A 17919-nucleotide genomic window follows, 5' to 3' on the forward strand; every position below is an offset into this window, starting at 1 on the left:
TAGGCCCGAAGGGCTGTTAGATTGTAGCCCCACCTGAAGCTCCGTCCCGCGCTCTTTGCGGGGCGGGGCGAGGGTGGGGTGCCGGTCCCCCCATTTAGGCCCGAAGGGCTGTTAGATTGTAGCCCCACCTGAAGCTCCGTCCCGCGCTCTTTGCGGGGCGGGGCGAGGGTGGGGTGCCGGTCCCCCCATGACATCGGAGCCCCGCTGGCGGGGCGAAAGAATCTACCGAATGGATCTATCGACAACCCTGCAATAATTCCCTGCCATGTTCCACTCCGCAATGCTTTCTCTCCACCCCCGTTTCCCCTTCTCGTTTCACGCATTGGTGGAGCCCAACTCTCCCGGTTGGATTCACGAAGCGATATCGAAGCCCGGGAGGTTTTCCTGGCTACGGGAGCGCCCTCGGACGATCTCTTTACTGCAAGAGAGAGCGAACTGTTTCCGAGTGCAACGAATCGAATAGGACCTTCGGCAAACTTGGATGTGGGACATCGTTTCGCCCCGCCAGCGGGGCTCTTACCTTTTCTCTCATGGGTACCCCGCCCTCGCTCCGCAAAGAGCGCGGAGCTTCAGACGGGGCTACATTCTTCGAGCCCTACGGGCCTAAAGCAAGGGATACAGATCCCTTGGGACCGCAGAACCGCCAAGGGGGTGAACTTTGTAGGTCGGGGGCGGGGATGGAACGGGCCGGTAGCCCGGAACCCGTCGACACGATTCGAATCCATTTTCTTTTTTCTGTGATGAGATTAGACTAAGCCCCTACTCATAGAGGGAGGGCCTATGCGAAAACTGGGAATTATTCTCGGAATTGTCGCTGCAATCATTGTGTTGGCAGCGGTTGCAGTGTGGGCACTTTTTGATGTGAATCGCTATCGCGGACGCATCCAGGCGGAGTTGGAGCAGCGCACCGGCAGGGCGGTGACCCTCGGGAACATGAACCTGGGATTGTTGCCTCCCCGGTTCCATGCTGAGAACCTGCGGATCGGCGAAGATCCCAAATTCGGCGGATCCCAGCCCTTTGTTCATGCCGAGCGGCTGGATGTCAGCGTTCACCTGCTCCCTTTGCTCTCGGGACACTTCGAAATTGACTCTCTCGATTTGCAGCAGCCGCAGGTCGAGCTCGTGAAGAACAGCCAGGGAGTCTGGAATTTCTCTTCGCTGGGTTCCAGCCCCTCTCAAGTTTCTTCGCCGGGATCGGCAGGCGCTCAGACCCCGTCCGGCGATTCAACGCCTTCGTTCTCTCTGGGCCAACTTGCTGTCCATGGCGGCCAGGTAGCCCTGACGGACCTTCAGAAAGGCGAGGCGCGCACCGTCTACGACCATATCGATTTGACTCTGCGGAATTATGCCTCGGGGAAGCCATTCTCCATTGAAGTTGCGGCTCATCTGCCGGGCAAGGGCGCGCAGGAGCTAAAACTCCAGGGTGAATTGGGTCCCCTGTCAGAGGGCGACCCGGCCGGAACGCCTTTTCACGGCACGCTGAACCTCAAGGAAGTCGGCATTGCGGGATTGCAGAAGTTCCTGGGTATCGGCGCATTGTCCAATGCCGATGGCATGTTGTCGGCAACGGCCAAGCTCGACAGTACTTCCGGCAAAGTGTCCGTTGCGGGCGATTTGAAAGCAGAAAAGATGCGAGTTCATGGCCAGGACATTGACTATCCCATCCTGGCCACCTATGAAATAACCGACGATCTGAAAGGCGATCTGATCAGTATTGAGCGGACCACCATCCAGCTCGGGCCAACGCCATTCTCCATCAGCGGTACCGTAAACACTCGACCCACCCCCGTGCACCTTGACCTCATTTTAAAGGCCGGCAATGTCTCCATCCTCGAGGTTGCCCGGTTGGCGTCATCTTTCGGGGTCGCCTTTTCACGGGACACAACTGTGAACGGACGGACCAGCGCCGACCTTCGGGCTCAAGGTCCAGCCAACAATCCCACCGTCACGGGTACGCTGACGGGACAGGGACTGGTGATCACCGGCAAAGCGGTCCCCCAGCCCGTCGGAGTTCGCTCGGTGGAACTGACCCTGACCCCGACCGAAATTCGCTCCAACAGCTTTGATGCCACTTCCGGAAAGACCACGGTCAACGTGCGCTTTGTCCTTCAGAACTACGCATCGAAGTCCCCTACCCTGGATGCGGCGCTGCGTGCTCCTTCTGCCACACTGCCGGAGTTCCTGAGCATCCTCAAGGCCTGCGGTGTCACCGGCCTCGATAAGATCAGCGGCTCGGGAACCATCGATGCGGACCTGAATGCCTCCGGCCCGTTGGAGTCGGTGGCCTCGACCGAAATCCTCAAAAAGCTCAACGGGAATGTGCGCTTGAACTTCACCACCGTGCGGGTGGCGGGGACGGATGTTGGCTACCAGCTGGCTTCGATTGGAGGGTTCCTGAAGTCGGCTCAAAAAGACCAGGGGGCTACCAACATCTCCCGCTTGACGGGGAACATTCAAATCAAAAATGGTATAGCCCAGACGAACGACCTGCAGGCCCTGCTCGATATCGGAAACATCGGGGCGACCGGCACCGCCAATCTCGCAACCGAGACCCTGGATCTACGCATGAATGCCGTCCTGTCGAAGGTGTTCAGTCAGACGGTGGGGGGCACGAGCATCAGCGGGTACATGAACACCGTGTTGGCCAACAGTGTGGGCGAGCTGGTGATTCCCGCGATTGTGACCGGTACCTTCCAGAATCCGAAGTATGCGCCCGACCTCAAGCGGATGGCCCAGATGAAGCTCAAAGGACTGCTCCCCAGCTCCGATAATCCCTCCGCCGGCATATCCACGCTATTGGGTGGGTTGTTGGGAAAGAAAGAGGCGAACAAGGACCAACAGCCCGGGCAGAACGCAACCCCTGCCAATACCCTTGACCAGCTTCTGCGCGGGCTGATTCCCGAGAAGAAGAAACCGCAACCGCCACCAAAGTAAAATTCGTACCGGTTTGAATTTTGGGACGAGCTTCACTGTCAACAACCCATCCAAAATGATCCGGCGGCCTCAGAGCGACCGCAGGAACGCGAGGAGCTGTTGTTTCGCGCGAACCTTCAAGGCGATGAACTTGAGCCGCTCGACCGTGGCCTCTCCCCGGTGCCGCAGGATGGCATCGGTGAAGGTGAGCGATGTGCCGTCGTGCATGAGCCGGCTCCGGGTGCGGACGCCCCACAGCGGCGGCGTGCGCATCCGGTTGGCAGTCAATTCGTACTTCGGCTGCATGTCCCGGTACAGTTTCCCGTAATGTTCCTCGACGGGAATTGAGATGCCGTCGCCCGTCCCCACATCGTGCAGCAGGAAATCACTAAAGGGATGAAACGTCTTGGCGCCCAAGGCGGTCGGGACTGTGAACGCACCCCCGTTAATCTGCGTTCCCGCCGGCTCGGTCTGCAAGGTGCGAACATGACACCGCGCGCAACCGACGGAGTCAAAAAGCTCCGACCCCTTCTTTGCGTCATCGGTCTGGGCGAGTTTGGCGTCCCTCGGAGGAGCCTTGGTGGCACGCATGAAGCGTGCAAAATGGTCGATATCCGCCAGCCCGTCATCCCCCGTCTTGTCTTCAGGGTCCTTCACCGTGTCGCAAACGCTCGTGATTTCATCGGGCTGAAGGCGGCTGGTGATCCCCATTTCATTGAGGTACGCATCGGCGGCGAAGGAGAGCAAGCTGGCATGCTGGTCCTTCCAGCCGAACTTTCCAATGGCATATTTCCCGGGGGACTCCAGCACCGGCACCGAAATGGCCTTGCCACAGATCCTGCCGTGCGTTTCGCGGCACTGGCGAGACGCGATCTCCGTGAAGGTTGCATCCGACACCGCCTCCACGAACCCGTCTCCCAGGAGGTTCAATGAAGTCCGGAGCGTTCGGATATTCTCCGTTTCCGGCACACGTTCCTGGATTTCGTGGTCCGGGAAGGATCCATTCGGACAAATGGCACGATCATTGATGAGGGACCGGCCAGTGATCAGCACGCTACCATCCGCGATCGGAATACTGGGATTGACGAAGTTCCCCTTGTGGTCTCGATGGCCCACGCGCAACTCCGTGACCTGGCTGAGACCCCCCGACTGCGGGCTCTGGTGGCACTCCCGGCAGGATTGGGCATTGTAAATCGGGCCGAGCCCATCGGAGATCACTTCGACCCCGTCAAAAATTCCCAGGTCAACCTGATGCGTCGGGGTATCTACAAAACCGTTGCTGGCACCATCAAACGCCGCCGGGGCCTCCTCCGGCCCTGACCCGGCAGCGATCAAGAGCAATCCCAATGCGAGGAGCGCGAGAGTGCAAAGAAGAGTTCTCATAAGCACCTCCTGTGATTTAGATTGAGTTCTGAAAGCGGATGGAGTTACAGCTGAATGTTGAATGGAACCACTTCCAAAGTCCCCTCGACTCCGGAAGTCGCTGAACATGAAGCTCCTGCCACATCCGGCCCGCCTCTTCACCTGTCCCGATACAAATCGGGAAGCTGCTGCCGAAGATGCTCGACCTTCGGAAGATCGTTGAAGACGATGTAAGGGTTGTGGGGATGTTTGGCGGCATAATCCTGATGGTAGTCCTCGGCGGGATAAAATCCGCTCAGGGCCACGACCTGGGTCACGATCGACCGCGAAAATGCCCTGCCCTGGTTGAGCTGATCGATATAGGCTTGGGCGATACGTCGTTGCCCTTCATTGGCGAAAAAGATGGCCGAGCGGTACTGCGTGCCGGTGTCCGGTCCCTGCCGATTGAGCTCCGTGGGATCATGCGCCACCGAGAAGAACACCTTGAGCAGTTGGCCAAACGAAACCTGGGAAGGGTCGTAAACGATTCTCACCGATTCGGCATGTCCCGTCTCACCCGAACTCACGTCCTCATAATCCGGGTTCTTAACGGAGCCGCCGGAGTATCCTGAGGTCGCACTGCTCACCCCCTTCACGTGTTCGAACACGGCCTGAATCCCCCAGAAGCATCCACCGGCAAGGACGACGGTCTGTTTCCCCGCCTTCGCGGCCAGAGGGTCGTCGATGACCGGATTGGGTATCTTCAGGGAGGCCGCCCCGGAGGCGCTGCACGCCTCCAAAACAACCAGAACAAGCAAACTGGAAACGAAAGCCATCCTGCGGACAAGAGAGCGGGACATTTCGAGATCTCCTTCTTGCGAACAATCCCCGGGCGGAGCCCGCCTGTTGATTTCCATGGCGGCCAGCCGGGCTATCCCTTTCACGCGGAGAAAGCAGCGTCTTTCCTGTCAATTTTGGATTTCCACTTCAAGTGGAAATCCAATGGATTGTCGGAAGAGATTAGATTTTATACCCGCGCGCCCCGGTTCGGAAGCTTAAATTAGTGAGTGTGCCGCTTCTTTCGAGCCAAGTGTTGTTCCAGAGCGTCCAGCCGGATCTCCCCGAACCGGCGGTAATGGTCCAGCCACGCCGTGGCGCGTTGCAGGGGTCGGGCGACGAGCCGGCAATGGTGCTGCCGGCCCTGAATCTCGCGCCTCACGAGGCCGCTCGTTCCAGCACCCTGATGTGTTTCAAAACGGCGCTCAGCAACATCGGGAATGACCGTGTCTCCGGCTGTCGTGTTATACTCACCACCCCATGACTTTCGACGACTATCGGCGTTTCTACGCCGATGAAATCCGCTTTGCGGCCAATATCACCTCACCCGCGCTCATCGAGGCTTTTGCGCGTGTGCCAAGGGAGAAGTATCTCGGCCCCGGACCTTGGCAGATCGCGTTTCCCGACCTGGCCCGAGGGGGAGCCGTCCACACGACCATCGACGACCCGCGCCATCTTTATCACAATGTACTGATCTCGCTCGACGCCGCTCGCAACCTGAGCAACGGTCAACCCGGCTCGTTGGCGCACTGGATCAATGCGCTGAACCTGAAGGCAGGGGATCGTGTCTTCCACCTGGGTTGCGGCGTCGGCTACTACACGGCGATCATGGCCGAAGTGGTGGGAGCGGGCGGCAGCCTCGTGGCCGTTGAGGTGGACGCCGGTCTGGCGGCCCGCGCCAAGGAGAACCTGGCTGATTATCCTAATGTAACGGTGCACGCCGGGGACGGCGCAACCGTTGATCCGGGCCGCTGCGATGCCATGCTCATCAACGCCGGAGTGACCCATCCGCATCCTCCCTGGCTTGAGCGGTTAGGCCAGGGCGGGCGCATGGTCCTCCCTATCACGGTCGCCCGGGGAACCACGGGATTGGGCCAGGGCGTCATGGTAAAGATCGTCCGCAAGCGCGGCGACTTCACCGCCGACATCGTTACCTATGTGGCTATCTATTCATGCTCGAGCGTGCGCGATCCGGAGTTGGAGCTGGTTCTTGGAAAGGCCATCGCCACGGGGGCGCTGATGAAATTGAAGTCGGTGCGGCGGGATTTTCACGAGCCGGCCGACACCTGCCTGGTCCACGGCCGCGAGGTTTGTCTCAGCAGCGCTGAAGTGGCGACAGGGCTCGAGGGTGCAGCGCGGACGGCAGAATAGCAATTATTGAGGATGATAAATTACAGTGACACATGAAAGCATCTCGCGAAATGGTGTGCTTGGGTAGCCGGGATCCCCAAGAACGGGATCCCGGCTACCAAAGCTTCCAGGTCTACTAATGCGGAGATACTCCTGGCTCTTGTGCGGCGTTATGGTGTTTTCAGTCCCCCTGAGTGGACAGTCGCCGGAGAATCCGGTTCGTACCATCCCTCTGCCGGCGGGTTGCCAGCATCCCTTTCGAGAGCTCTATCGATACAACGAAGGGCGACGGCTCGGCCTTCAAGCCAGCGTCGGTTTTTGCCGCATCATCATATCCAATGGCAGCGTAAGGGAGTTTGCGGAGGGTCGAATAGAGAGCGTGACGCCTTCGCCGAAAGGACGATCGGTAGCGATCGTTAATAGGTCCTACCGCATCGCGGTCCAGGATGATGAAGGTCGGTCGCAATTTGACGGGCAACTTGAGTCCACCGAATTGGCTGCCATTTACTGGAGTAGCGATGAATCGCATGTCATCATCCTGAGTATCCCGGGTGAGGACGTGGAGGTGGAAGCCGCCACGATCATCGACCTTCCCCAAAAGAAAATGAAGACCATTCGATTCGGCCCACCCGCTCTAGTCCGGTTCGATGTGAAAACAGACACTATACGGGCAGAACAAGAGGGTGGCACGACCCGGAAAGTCTTGGTATACGGCCTTAACGGGCAGTTATTGCGTCGTGTGATTCCGTCGAAAACACAGCGGGAGCGCATAGTCTCAGCAAACCGCAAGTACAGCTACATCCCCAAGCATGAGATTGGTGAGGGCGATACTCTGATTCAACGGGGTTCAACCGGCCCTACTGTCTTGAGGCTGCCAGAACGCAAAAAGAGAGGCTCACGCCAGGGCGCCTTGTGGGACAACCCGGAGTGGAATCCCGTGAATGATGATTTGCTCCTTGCTCTGTACCTTTCCGAGGATACGGAGAAGGAGGGGAGACTCAACGAGATTGATGTTTTCTCGGTCTCACAAAAGAAGATCATAAGGGTGTTCCCGCAAGCAGGAGACCACACCCCTGCTTATGGCTGGTCGGCGGATGGCAAGCAGGTCATTCTTTGTGATGTGAGTTGCTCGTTCTATACAATACCTTAGAGGGAGGGAGGACGGTCTGCCGCTTTCCAGTCTGTCAACTGCCCCTGTTCCATTCCACTTTCACTGAAGGGCATTGAGGGCAAATCTCAAGGCAAAGGACCCTCCTCACTCTTACGATGTACGCTCGCTTTCAGAAATCAAGCTCACTCCCCTCTCATTTCCGTCCACTCTCCCCCGGCCCCGCCGTCGTGACCGGCAATTCCGCGCGTCCGCTCCAATCCTCAAATGATCCATCATAAAGACTGGGCTCGAATCCCAGGTATTTCGCCACAAAATAAACCACCGTGGCCTGCTGTCCAATATGGCAGTAGGAAACGATGTGGCGGCCCGGCGTGATCCCCGCGGCCTGAAACGCGGCCCGAAGCTCATCTGGAGTCTTGATTTTATTGGAGTCATCCAGGAGGCTCGAATACGGGATATTCACTGCGCCGGGGATATGACCGGCGCGCTTCATTCGACCCGCACTGGTCCCGGAATAGTACTCCGGCGCCCTGGCATCAACGATCGCCACCGAATGGTTATTCAAATTGGAGTTCACCCAGGCGGCATCGACGACGATTGAGGATCGGGGGTGTGGAGTTACCGAGCCCGGTTGGATCCGGGGGACCTCTTTGGTAATCGGATGACCTTCGGCGCGCCAGACCGGGAGTCCGCCATCCAGAATCGAGGTCTGCCCGCCCAGCCCGATATAATCCAGCGTAAAAAACACCCTTGTGGTGGGCGACACCCAGTCGCTGCCATAATAAAGAACTATCCGCGAATTGTCGGAAATTCCGATCTTTTCCAGTGTTGACTTCAGCTCATCAATCTTTGGAAGCTCGAGCGTAAGGCCCTTCCCGGAAGGCGTTGATATATCCATATAAGAGAGGAAACGCGCGCCGGGAATGTGTCCGGCCTCGTAACCCTCTTTCTGGCCGATTTGGATCAGCACCAGAGAAGGGTCTTTCAGATGTTCCACTAGCCACGTTGTTGAGACCAGCAAAGAACTTTTGTTGAGGGAGCCTTTACTCGAGGATCCTTCCTCATTCATCGTGACCGGGGTCGCCGGATCACATTGGGCAAATCCGCTGCTTATCCCCAGGCTCAGTAGCGCAAGAAACAAGAACGCTTTTCTCATGGCATTTCTCCTTGGCAACCCTGGTAAGAGGCGTCTCCTTCCGCTTGTCACCGCCAGCCGGAAGGATCTTTCAGCGATTACTTCGAATCTTCTCATTCATAGTGAAGTGCTACCAGCGGATCAACCCGCGTCGCCCGGCGCGCGGGCAAATAACAAGCCCCCAGGGCAGCGCCCACCAATAAAGCCGCGGCTGCAACGAAGGTCAGGGGATCTGTCGGCGTCACTTCAAAAAGCAACGATCTGAGAAGGTCGGTCAGGGCCAAGGCCCCCACCAGTCCCAGTCCCACGCCCAGCATGACCACCCAAAAGCCCTGGCCGACCACCATTCTGATCACATCGGAGGTCTTTGCCCCCAGGGCCATGCGAATGCCGATTTCATGAATGCGCTGGCTGACGGTAAGGGCCAGGATGCCCCCAATGCCACCTCCTGCGATCACAAGTGCCAGGGCGGCAAACAGACCGAGAAGATTCGTCATCACCCGGGGAGAGGCCAAGGTGTCATTGCGTGCCTGCTCCAGCGTCATCACATTGGTAATGGCCGTTTCGGGATCGAGCTCGTGAATCGTCCGGCGCAGCTGGTTCGCCAGATTCATGGGATCCCCGTTGGCACGCACGATCACACTGCCGACAGAGGGGTTCTGGGCCATCGGCAAATAGAGCTCATCCGCCGGTTCTTTATTGAGACCAAACTCCTTGACGTCTCCCACCACACCGACAATCATCAGCCAGCTCTTTCCCTTATCGAAGGAGATCCGTTTGTCGATGGGGTCTCCATCTTTCCAATGATGACGCGCCAGAGACCGGTTGATGACCGCCACCGCTGGAGCTTTCTCACTGTCGGTTTCTGCAAATTCTCTCCCTTTGACCAGGGGGATGCCGAGGGTTTTGAAGTAGTCCGGGGTGACGGCACGGATGGCGGATACCGGATTAACTTCCTCCTGCAGGGAGGGACTTCCTTCCACCAGGAATCGATTTGATCCCGGACCCCGTGCCAGGATACCGTCAGGGTCCATGGGAAACCCCGAAGAGACCGCCACCGACACCGTCCCCGGCTGGGTCTGCACCTTCTGGAGCAGCCGCCGGGCGTAGTCCAGAATCTGCTCTGATTTTTGGTACTTCGACCAGTTCAGGTTGAACCCCAGGCTCAGGACATTTTGGGGGACGAAGCCCGGATCCACTCTCTGGAGCTTCATCAAGCTTCGCATCAGGAGGCCAGCGCCGACGAGCAACATGATCGAGAAGGCCACCTGCAGAACAATCAGTACGCTGCGGGCCCGCTTTCGACCCCTTCCACCGGTCGATTGATTGCTCCCTTCTTTCAACCTCGATGCAATGTCGTCCCGCGAGGAAAACGCCGAGACCGAACCAAAAAAGACGCTGGTGCCGAAGGCCGCCAGCATGGTGAAGAGAAGGACCGGGCCATCAATGCGGATCTCGCGGGCGCGCGGAGTCAGCCGGGCCGCAAACTCCACCAGCAGTTTGAGGCTTCCGCTGGCCATCAACAATCCCAGGCCGGCGGCCAGCAGGCCGATGAGTGAACTCTCGGTGACCAGTTGGCGCAGCAACCGGCTCAGGTTGGCTCCCAGCGCGGAACGAACCACCAGTTCACGCTCCCGTTTCGCCATGCGGGCGAGTGTCATGTTGGCCACGTTGGCACACGCGATGAGGAGGACGAAGCCCGCTGCGCCGAGGAGCACCAGCAGCGTCGGCCGGGCTTGGTGCGTCAGTTCTTCCCGCAACGAGGAGGTGACCGAGGTATAGCCCGAGTTGGCGGGATAAAATTCAGGGTATGCTTTTCCCAGCCGCGACGCAATCGAACCCATGTCGGCACGGGACTGATCGAGGCTGACCCCCGGCTTCAACCGCCCGAAGGCCCGCATCAAGCGCTGGTCCCGGTGCTCCGTAAAGGCCGCTGACGAGCGGTACGGGCACGCGGAGGTTGGCATGTACACGTCATTCTCGTTGGGATACTGGGGAACCGGTGGCAAGACACCCACGACCGTGTGGATCCGGTCGTTCATCTCGAAGGTCTTTCCGACGATGTCGGGATCCCCGCCGAGAAACCGCTGCCAGTACTCATAGCTGAGAATCAGGACGGCCGGGGCGCCGTGTTCTTCATCGGAATCCAGGAACGTTCTCCCGAGCACCGGCCGGACTCCAAAAAGATCGAAAAAGCCTGCAGACACTACCCCCGTCCGGACCCGTCGCGCTTCACCGTGTCCCAGCAGGATGAAGTTCATGCTGTGATACTCCACGAGTCCACTCAGGGTGTTGTTCTGTTCGCGATAGTCCTTGATTTCGGCGGCTGAAAACGGGACGTTCGAATCCCCGAGCTTGGGGGCCTCCTGCGTGATCATGACCAGCTGGTTCCCCTGGGAATACGGCAACGGCTTCAGGAGAATGGCGTGGATGACGCTGTAGATGGCGGTGTTGGCGCCGATGCCGAGGGCCAGGGTGAGGACCGCCACCAGGGTGAAGCCGGGGTTGGCCCACATCATCCGAAACGCGTATTTCACATCTTGCCGCAGCATGGAGAGATGCTCCCGCGGCGCCGTCGTAAAGATTCCTACAAGGGTTTCCCACCAAAGCCGCACTAGTCCCATGACTCCCCCTTCGCGATCCACATCGTGGCGTTGCTCATGAAAGACAGCCTCCATCTCGCCTCCGAAGTTTTCCCGAAAATCCACGGGAAAGACGCGGAGCAGCATGCGAAAAGCACGTTGGGAGAACGATTGATCATCAGGACTCATATCCAGGCTCCCTTCTCAGGCAGGTTTCGGCGCCTTCAGCAGGTGTTTCACGCGGGCCATCACGATCAGCTTTTCCATGCGCTCCGCCTCGGAGACCGCGACCTGGCGACCCCAGTCGGTCAGCTGGTAGTAACGCCGGCGGGCGTCGTCGTGCTCGCGCGCCGGGCGGCGCCGGCACTCGAGGACCATCCCTTCCGCAAGCAGGCGCTTGATGATCCCGTACAAGGTTCCGGTACTGAGTTTGACTTCGCCGTGGGTCTGTTCGGCCACGTCCTTCAGGATGGCATAACCATGCTTCTCCCCGTCAGCCAGTGACAGCAGCACCTGAAACATGGCCGCGGTCAGAGGCAATGGGAACTCGTTCGTTTCATCTGTCGGGTTCATAGACCCTCTCTCTTGACGTTTTTGAATAATTATGTCGCCGCGCACTATATCGACTGACGACATAGTATGTCAAGAGAATAATTCGGGTTGTAACCTGTTCCCGCGGAGTCGAACAGCACCATGTTTTCAAACACGCGATTCTGCCGTCGCCAGTCGAAAAAATTCGGTGCAGAAACCTTGTTGGTGGGGTCGCGAAGAGTGCTTTCCCACACCAGGACCAGGCGGTCCGGATCAGGGTAGGGCAAGGGTCTCAACAGAACGGCATTGATGACACTAAAGATCGCGGCGTTTGCCCCAATGCCCAGGGCCAGCGTCAGGACCACGAACACGGTGAATCCCGGATTCTTCAAGAGCATCCGGAAAGCAACCTTGAGATCCTTTACCAGGGAATCCATCGGTCTCCCTCCTCACGCCCGTGAGCGCCGGCTCGAAGAATCTTGAGCCCAAGATTAGTAAACGACTAAAGTCGTTACTACTGAGGTTTAGTGTCGAACTGATGGAGAGCACCTTTTCTGCCAATCCACCAGGGTCATTTTCTATTTGAAATTTAACAGGTTGTGGCGAGGAGGAGAGTCATATCTCCAGACACCGGTGTTCGGAAGCGAAATCTCCCCATCCCAGAACCGGACAGTCCGTGGAGGGGGAATGTCATCCAACGAGTCGCGACGGCATGGTTTTCCCGTTCCCTGTGATTTGACTTCTGCAATTCTCCCATGATAAAAGCAGTATAAAAGGAGGAGTTATGGATGAGCCGAAACCGGTTCAGGTCGAAGTGCTCATCCACGCGCCCACCGTCTTTCTCAATTGCCGGCCCTGTGAGTTCGTGCTGCAGCAAACTGGCTCCACCCGAAGTATCCGCAAGGACCAGATCGATTCATCCCTCCCTGAAGACTTGAAAAAACAATACCAGGACGTTTCAGAATGGGTGATTCGGACAGCCGGGGCATTTGAGGATCGCGTTGTTTTCAAGATCATTGATGCGGGTTCGATCGAAGGCTTTATCAAGTCACTCCGCTACGGGGTGCGCGAGTACCCAGCGATCATTGTTAACTGCAAAGACAAAATAACCGGCTTCGATTTGGATCGCGCCAATCCCCTGATTGGCCGCCAGGTCGCTGCCCGGTTCGGCCAATAATTCCAAGCCGGCTGCATCTCAGACCGGTATTCTTCTCGAAGAACCATGCGTGTCCAATCCTCCGGTCCTCCGCTCCGGTCGAGGGTTGCGAGACGTAACTTTCCATTCCAAAATTTGGAGGCTTGTGATGAAACTCTGGACGGCGATTCTGATCCTCATCGCAATACCGGTCGTGGTGGCCGGGGGCGTCCCTCTATTGGGCAAATCGATGAATGCAGCGATCATGGCGTTGCTGGGTGGGTTCATGATCTATCTCGCCTACAACCTCTATGCCCGGCGCATTGATCGAGACATTATCAAGCCCGATGCCAAGAAGGCCACGCCCGCAAAAATGTACATGGACGGCGTAGATTTCATGCCCACCAGCCGGGGCGTACTGTACGGCTATCACTTCAAGTCCATCGCAGCCGCCGGACCCATCGTCGGCGTCATCACGGCCGTCAACCTGTGGGGGTGGTTTCCTTCCATCCTCTGGCTGATTCTCGGGGTGACCTTCCTGGGATGGGCCAGCGATTATTCGGCCATCATGGTGGCCGTGCGAAACGATGGCAACTCGCTTTCGGCCATTGCCCACCGGCTGATTGCCCCCCGCGCCCGCGTCATTCTTTTCGTCTTCATTTTCTTCTACCTGCTCCTGCTGGCGGGGGCCTTTGTCGGCATTCTGGCAGGCATCCTCGATCCCCGCGCCGACGTTCCGTTCGGCATCCTGATGCTGGCGATCATGGGACTGCTGGCCGGGCAGATGCTTTATCGTTGGAAGATGGATCTCATTCTGGTCACGCTGGTTGCTGTGGTCATTACGCTGGGCTCGATGGCCATCGGCGCTTGGGGTGCGTTGCCCAAGCAAGGGACAGGCGCGAACGGCAAGCCCGCCACCGCCCTGGCTTTTGTCGGGCCCATCAACTCCGCCGTCAACCGTCTTGACAACGCCATCAACCGGATCACCGGCGGCCAGGCCATGTACAAAGTAGTTGATCCCACCGGCGCGGATCCACGGCTCGGCGCCATGATGATTGACGAGCAAGGCAAGGTCACTCCCAAGTACAAGGACCCGAGCGGCGAGATCCGCATGCTCCCGTCGTTCGTCTTCTGGTGTCTGTTCCTGTTCGGATTCTGCTACCTGGGGACGCTGCTGCCAATCTGGCGTTTTGCTCAACCGGTGAATTACATCGGGTTCTGGGTGACCTCCCTCACTATTGTACTTTCTGCACTAGGAGCGCTGCTGGGAGGGGCGCTCGGCCTGTTTGGATACGTCGACAAGCTGCAGGCGGTGACCTTCACCACGAAGGTCTTTACCACCTGGATGCCCATGACCAAAGCCGCGGGACAGACCCTGGCGGCCATTCAACCGTTCTGGCCCATGCTCTTTGTGACCATTGCGTGTGGAGCCATTTCCGGATGGCATGTGTTGATCGGATCGGTGGGGACCGCGCGCCAGCTTGAATATGAGACCGATGCCCTGCCCGTGGGCGGCGGGGCGATGTTCAGCGAGAATGCGCTGGCCATGTTGTCGCTCATTGCCGTCTCCATAGCGGGCGGCGTGGGGGGCGGGGCTTTCGCTTCGGGTGTGGGCAAACTGCTCAACCTAGTTTCATTCGGGGCGATTCCTCAGGCCTATGGCACTGCGCTCGGATTCGGAACCTTCGTGATCATCGTGCTGACGGTCGTCCAGCTCGTCTTTCGATTGATGCGGGTGACGCTGGGAGAGTGGCTGGGAGAGTGGTGGGTGGGATTTAAGAACCCGCACGTCACCGCGATCGTTTCCATGCTGCTGGCCCTGTTGCTGGTGTTGAGCGGAACCTGGATTTACCTGTGGCAGTTGTTCGGGGCATCGAACCAGTTGATGGCGGCACTGAGCCTGCTGATCGTGACCCTGTGGCTGCGCTCGACCGGACGCAATCCGGCCTACGCGATGTATCCAATGCTGTTCATGTATGTCACCACGATGGCAGCAACCCTGGTGACGGCGTACAACCTGTATGCCAGTGTGTTGTCGAACCCCAATGTCGCCAAGGAGCCGATCAATACCGTCGGCGCCATCGCCATGATCGCCGTCGCGGCGCTGCTCTTTATCGCCGCCCTCTTCATCGCCTGGGATGCCTGGAAGGCGTGGCGTCGGATGAGCGCTTCACCCGCGGTAGCGCCGGCGCCTGCTCTGGCGTCGAAGTAAGGGGGGGCCTTTCGGGGTCTTTTTTACAACAGCTCGGTCATCTGACGCAGCTTCTCGAAAACCTGTTGTGACGAGAGCGTCTCCAGACCGGCCAGTTGCCACTGGACTTCCAGGGTCGGGGTGGCGCTATGGACGGCCAGCCGCACAACAGAGCAACCCGGAAGAGTGGCCAGATCGAGCAGCCTGGGGGCGGCCTCTGCTGCCCCCACGCCCTGCGCGTATGCGGTCAACGCTGATCCGGGGCCGGTCTCGACCTTCGACCACGCCCAGTGCTTGCGCTGTACCTCGGCGCGGGCGTCCCGGGTCGACCATGCCCCTTCGTCCAATATCTCAAGCTCGAACTTCGGCGTGTCAGCCGACTCGATGCGGATAATAAACAGATCGCGGCGGCCTCGAGCGCGAAAGAACCATCGGATGAAAGGGACATCGCGCGGTTCAAGAACAATGAAGATTTCCACCTGTTGAAACGGGGCCTTCGGTTTTTGTACCTTCAGCTCGACTGCGGAAGAACCCAGCCATCGCAAAGTTGTTTTTTCACCGGCCAGGCGCATCCCCTCCTGCAACCAGCGTAAGATTCGCTCCCCTTTTCGGATGTTGAGCTGCGTGCCCACCGCAAACCAGCCCAGAAAGAGGATCACTGCAAGAATGAATACGCTCAGGCCGACGGTGTTAGACATAGAAGGCGCCCCCGGCATCAAGAGGAATCGTCGATGGCATGATTGGGCAATAATTGATTTTCATTACGATTTCATGGCCCGCATGAGCGACCCCATAGTATTACAACGAGACCGCATTGCAAATGGAGTTGTAGAGCGATCATTCGGTAATGACACCACTTGGATATATCGCATATCTCGCCACCGGCAGTTTCTTATTGAACTTGCGTCCGGCAAGTCTTAAACTTTCTCCCGGCTAGCCGACCCCCACGTTGGCCCCTCGGAACAAAAAGTAGCGGCCGGCTTGCCACCTGAAGCTTTCGATTACACGATCCCATTCCCCGAACTGAACGGTAAAGAAGAAGTACGAAAGTAGAGATCATTGGGGTGGAGCATTCCTCGCATTTCCTCATTTTGTTGAGACACGGCGGTTTGAATCAGGGCAAGGCATTTGAACGATCCAAGAACTCTTTGTTCATCTGGATGTGACCGCAACTACGATCTAAGCTCATATTCTGACTCGGGGTGGCATGGAGTTCGCAGTCCGTTTGACGAGCTTTGAAATAAGACAGGGGGATGTTATACCGATCGGCATAAGACGCCATGATAAAAAGCAACATGGAACGCCAGTAGATGATATTGAAAACTTTATCGCAGAAGTATTGGCGGAATCAATGGCGTATTAAGCGGACCGAAAACCCATATTCCGCAGGATATGCGGATCAATCCATTTAATGTTAGGCCGATCTGTATAGTATTGACTTTGTACATACGCTCCCTCATAATCACACATGGACGTCGTCTATCGTCTGAGCGGGATTAGTTTCGTTTGGGATCGAAGAAAGGCGCAAACCAACCTCCAGAAGCATGGGATTGCCTTCGAAACAGCTTGTGAGATCTTCTTTGATCCCTTCGTACGTCTGATCGAAACCGAAGTCGTTAGCGGGGAAGAGCGCGAGGCCGCCGTCGGCATGACCAGCGACTGGAGACTCCTGAAAGTCATTTACGTGTTCCGCCCAGAGGCCGTCCGCATCATCTCCGCTCGACCCATCACTTTAAGGGAAAGAAAGACCTATGAAGAGCAGGGAATTGCGGGCGCGTCTCCGTAAGGATCGGCCCATGACCAGTATCACCATTCGGATGCCGGGAGATGTAATCAAGGAACTGAAGCGCATCGCCCCTCTTCTCGGTTTCTCCGGCTACCAGCCTCTGATTCGCGCTTACATCGGCCAAGGTTTGCGGCGAGATCTGGAGAAAATCGAAAGCCGGCCCAAGCTCAATGACCTGGTGAAGAGCCTGCGCCGTTATGGGGTTGCCGAGGAGGTGATTTCCTCGGCGATTGCTGAACTGCGAACGGCCTAACCCGCGCGTCACCGCCGATATCGACGCCCCGTGTTGCCCATGGGCTGTAGATCATCACTCGAACCCTAGGAGAAACACCATGATCGTTGAAGCACGGGTAACCATCAACGGATCCAAGGCGGCGATCTGGGCCGCAATCACCAACATCGAGAACGCCTCGGAAACCATCAGCGGAATCCAAAACATTGAGGTTCTCGAAAAACCGGCAAACGGGCTCGTAGGACTAAAGTGGCGAGAGACCCGAATGCTATTCGGCAAGCCAGCTACCGCGGAAAAGTGGATCACTGATGCTGCTGAGAACGAGTTCTACAAAACCAGAGCGGAAAGTGATGGATTTGTATTCTTATCCACCATGAGTATTTCAGAGAGCAGTGGCGGCATGATGTTGACCAGTTCTCATGATTCCAAGCCACAAGGTATCGGTGCAAGATTAATGTCAATCCCAATGGGGTTACTGTTCAAGGGCGTGGCGAAAAAGGCCCTCCTGCAAGACCTAAACGATATTAAGTCCGCAGTTGAACAGAAATGATCGATGGCGGCCTAACAACGGCATGCAGCGGACGCGCTGCTCGTTAGGCCGCGGAAGAAATATTCCTCTCACCACCACCACGCATAGGAGGTCACATGAAACGAGTCACTGGCATCGGCGGCATCTTCTTCAAGGCCAAAGACGCTCCATCACTGCAGGCTTGGTACAAGCGGCACCTGGGAATCGATGTCCAAGCCTGGGGCGGAGCTGCCTTCGATTGGACCG

16 protein-coding genes are annotated in these 17919 nt (G+C 57.6%); 9 read left to right on the forward strand and 7 right to left on the reverse strand.

Going from position 1 to position 17919, the window contains the following annotated elements; all coding sequences use genetic code 11:
* The first annotated feature begins 780 nt into the window (after positions 1-780).
* On the forward strand, positions 781-2934 hold the full coding sequence (locus tag LAO21_22225) for an AsmA family protein (protein ID MBZ5555435.1): 2154 nt from the start codon (positions 781-783) through the stop codon (positions 2932-2934).
* A 69-nt stretch (positions 2935-3003) separates the two neighbouring features.
* Here the strand turns inward: LAO21_22225 and LAO21_22230 are convergent, their stop codons facing one another.
* Positions 3004-4296 (reverse strand): hypothetical protein, encoded by a 1293-nt coding sequence (locus tag LAO21_22230; GenBank protein MBZ5555436.1) that lies wholly within the window; start codon positions 4294-4296, stop codon positions 3004-3006.
* A 137-nt stretch (positions 4297-4433) separates the two neighbouring features.
* Complete coding sequence (gene msrA / locus LAO21_22235; GenBank protein MBZ5555437.1) at positions 4434-5114, reverse strand: peptide-methionine (S)-S-oxide reductase MsrA; 681 nt, start codon at positions 5112-5114, stop codon at positions 4434-4436.
* Positions 5115-5317: 203 nt separating this feature from the next.
* Between msrA and LAO21_22240 the strand changes: the two genes are divergently transcribed.
* From LAO21_22240 to LAO21_22250, 3 genes are all read left to right on the forward strand, one after another.
* A complete protein-coding gene (locus LAO21_22240) occupies positions 5318-5575 on the forward strand; it encodes a hypothetical protein (GenBank protein MBZ5555438.1) in 258 nt (85 codons plus the stop codon).
* Positions 5572-6462: a methyltransferase domain-containing protein gene (locus LAO21_22245; protein MBZ5555439.1), complete on the forward strand. Its 891-nt coding sequence runs from the start codon at positions 5572-5574 to the stop codon at positions 6460-6462. The genes LAO21_22240 and LAO21_22245 overlap by 4 nt, the downstream gene beginning before the upstream one ends.
* Before the next feature lie 118 nt (positions 6463-6580).
* Positions 6581-7591 carry a hypothetical protein gene (locus LAO21_22250; protein ID MBZ5555440.1) on the forward strand — a complete coding sequence of 337 codons (1011 nt, stop codon included), beginning with the start codon at positions 6581-6583 and terminating at the stop codon, positions 7589-7591.
* Positions 7592-7745: 154 nt separating this feature from the next.
* Here the strand turns inward: LAO21_22250 and LAO21_22255 are convergent, their stop codons facing one another.
* The 4 genes from LAO21_22255 to LAO21_22270 form a co-directional block, all read right to left on the reverse strand.
* On the reverse strand, positions 7746-8708 hold the full coding sequence (locus LAO21_22255) for a sulfurtransferase (protein MBZ5555441.1): 963 nt from the start codon (positions 8706-8708) through the stop codon (positions 7746-7748).
* Between the two features lie 92 nt (positions 8709-8800).
* Entirely contained in the window at positions 8801-11458 is a 2658-nt protein-coding gene (locus LAO21_22260; protein ID MBZ5555442.1) for an ABC transporter permease, read from the reverse strand.
* A 15-nt stretch (positions 11459-11473) separates the two neighbouring features.
* Positions 11474-11842 carry a PadR family transcriptional regulator gene (locus tag LAO21_22265; GenBank protein MBZ5555443.1) on the reverse strand — a complete coding sequence of 123 codons (369 nt, stop codon included), beginning with the start codon at positions 11840-11842 and terminating at the stop codon, positions 11474-11476.
* 44 nt (positions 11843-11886) lie between these two features.
* The gene (locus LAO21_22270) at positions 11887-12237 is read right to left on the reverse strand and encodes a hypothetical protein (protein ID MBZ5555444.1); all 351 of its coding nucleotides are present in this window, start codon (positions 12235-12237) and stop codon (positions 11887-11889) included.
* A gap of 347 nt (positions 12238-12584) precedes the next feature.
* Here LAO21_22270 and LAO21_22275 point away from each other — a divergent pair, with 347 nt between their 5' ends.
* Positions 12585-12977, forward strand: coding sequence for a hypothetical protein (locus tag LAO21_22275; protein MBZ5555445.1), 393 nt, complete (start codon positions 12585-12587; stop codon positions 12975-12977).
* Between the two features lie 127 nt (positions 12978-13104).
* On the forward strand, positions 13105-15147 hold the full coding sequence (locus LAO21_22280) for a carbon starvation protein A (GenBank protein ID MBZ5555446.1): 2043 nt from the start codon (positions 13105-13107) through the stop codon (positions 15145-15147).
* 23 nt (positions 15148-15170) lie between these two features.
* On the opposite strand, the gene LAO21_22285 is transcribed toward LAO21_22280, so the two are convergent.
* Entirely contained in the window at positions 15171-15824 is a 654-nt protein-coding gene (locus tag LAO21_22285) for a hypothetical protein (GenBank protein MBZ5555447.1), read from the reverse strand.
* Between the two features lie 770 nt (positions 15825-16594).
* Here LAO21_22285 and LAO21_22290 point away from each other — a divergent pair.
* The 3 genes from LAO21_22290 to LAO21_22300 all read left to right on the forward strand — a co-directional run bounded on the left by LAO21_22290 (position 16595) and on the right by LAO21_22300 (position 17694).
* Entirely contained in the window at positions 16595-16912 is a 318-nt protein-coding gene (locus LAO21_22290) for a BrnT family toxin (protein MBZ5555448.1), read from the forward strand.
* Positions 16878-17165 (forward strand): hypothetical protein, encoded by a 288-nt coding sequence (locus LAO21_22295; GenBank protein ID MBZ5555449.1) that lies wholly within the window; start codon positions 16878-16880, stop codon positions 17163-17165. The genes LAO21_22290 and LAO21_22295 overlap by 35 nt, the downstream gene beginning before the upstream one ends.
* Positions 17166-17244: 79 nt before the next feature.
* Positions 17245-17694, forward strand: a complete 450-nt coding sequence (locus LAO21_22300) for a hypothetical protein (protein MBZ5555450.1) — start codon at positions 17245-17247, stop codon at positions 17692-17694.
* Positions 17695-17919 lie beyond the last annotated feature (225 nt).

Source organism: Terriglobia bacterium (genome assembly GCA_020073085.1).
Classification (GTDB): Bacteria; Acidobacteriota; Terriglobia; order JAIQFV01; family JAIQFV01; genus JAIQFV01.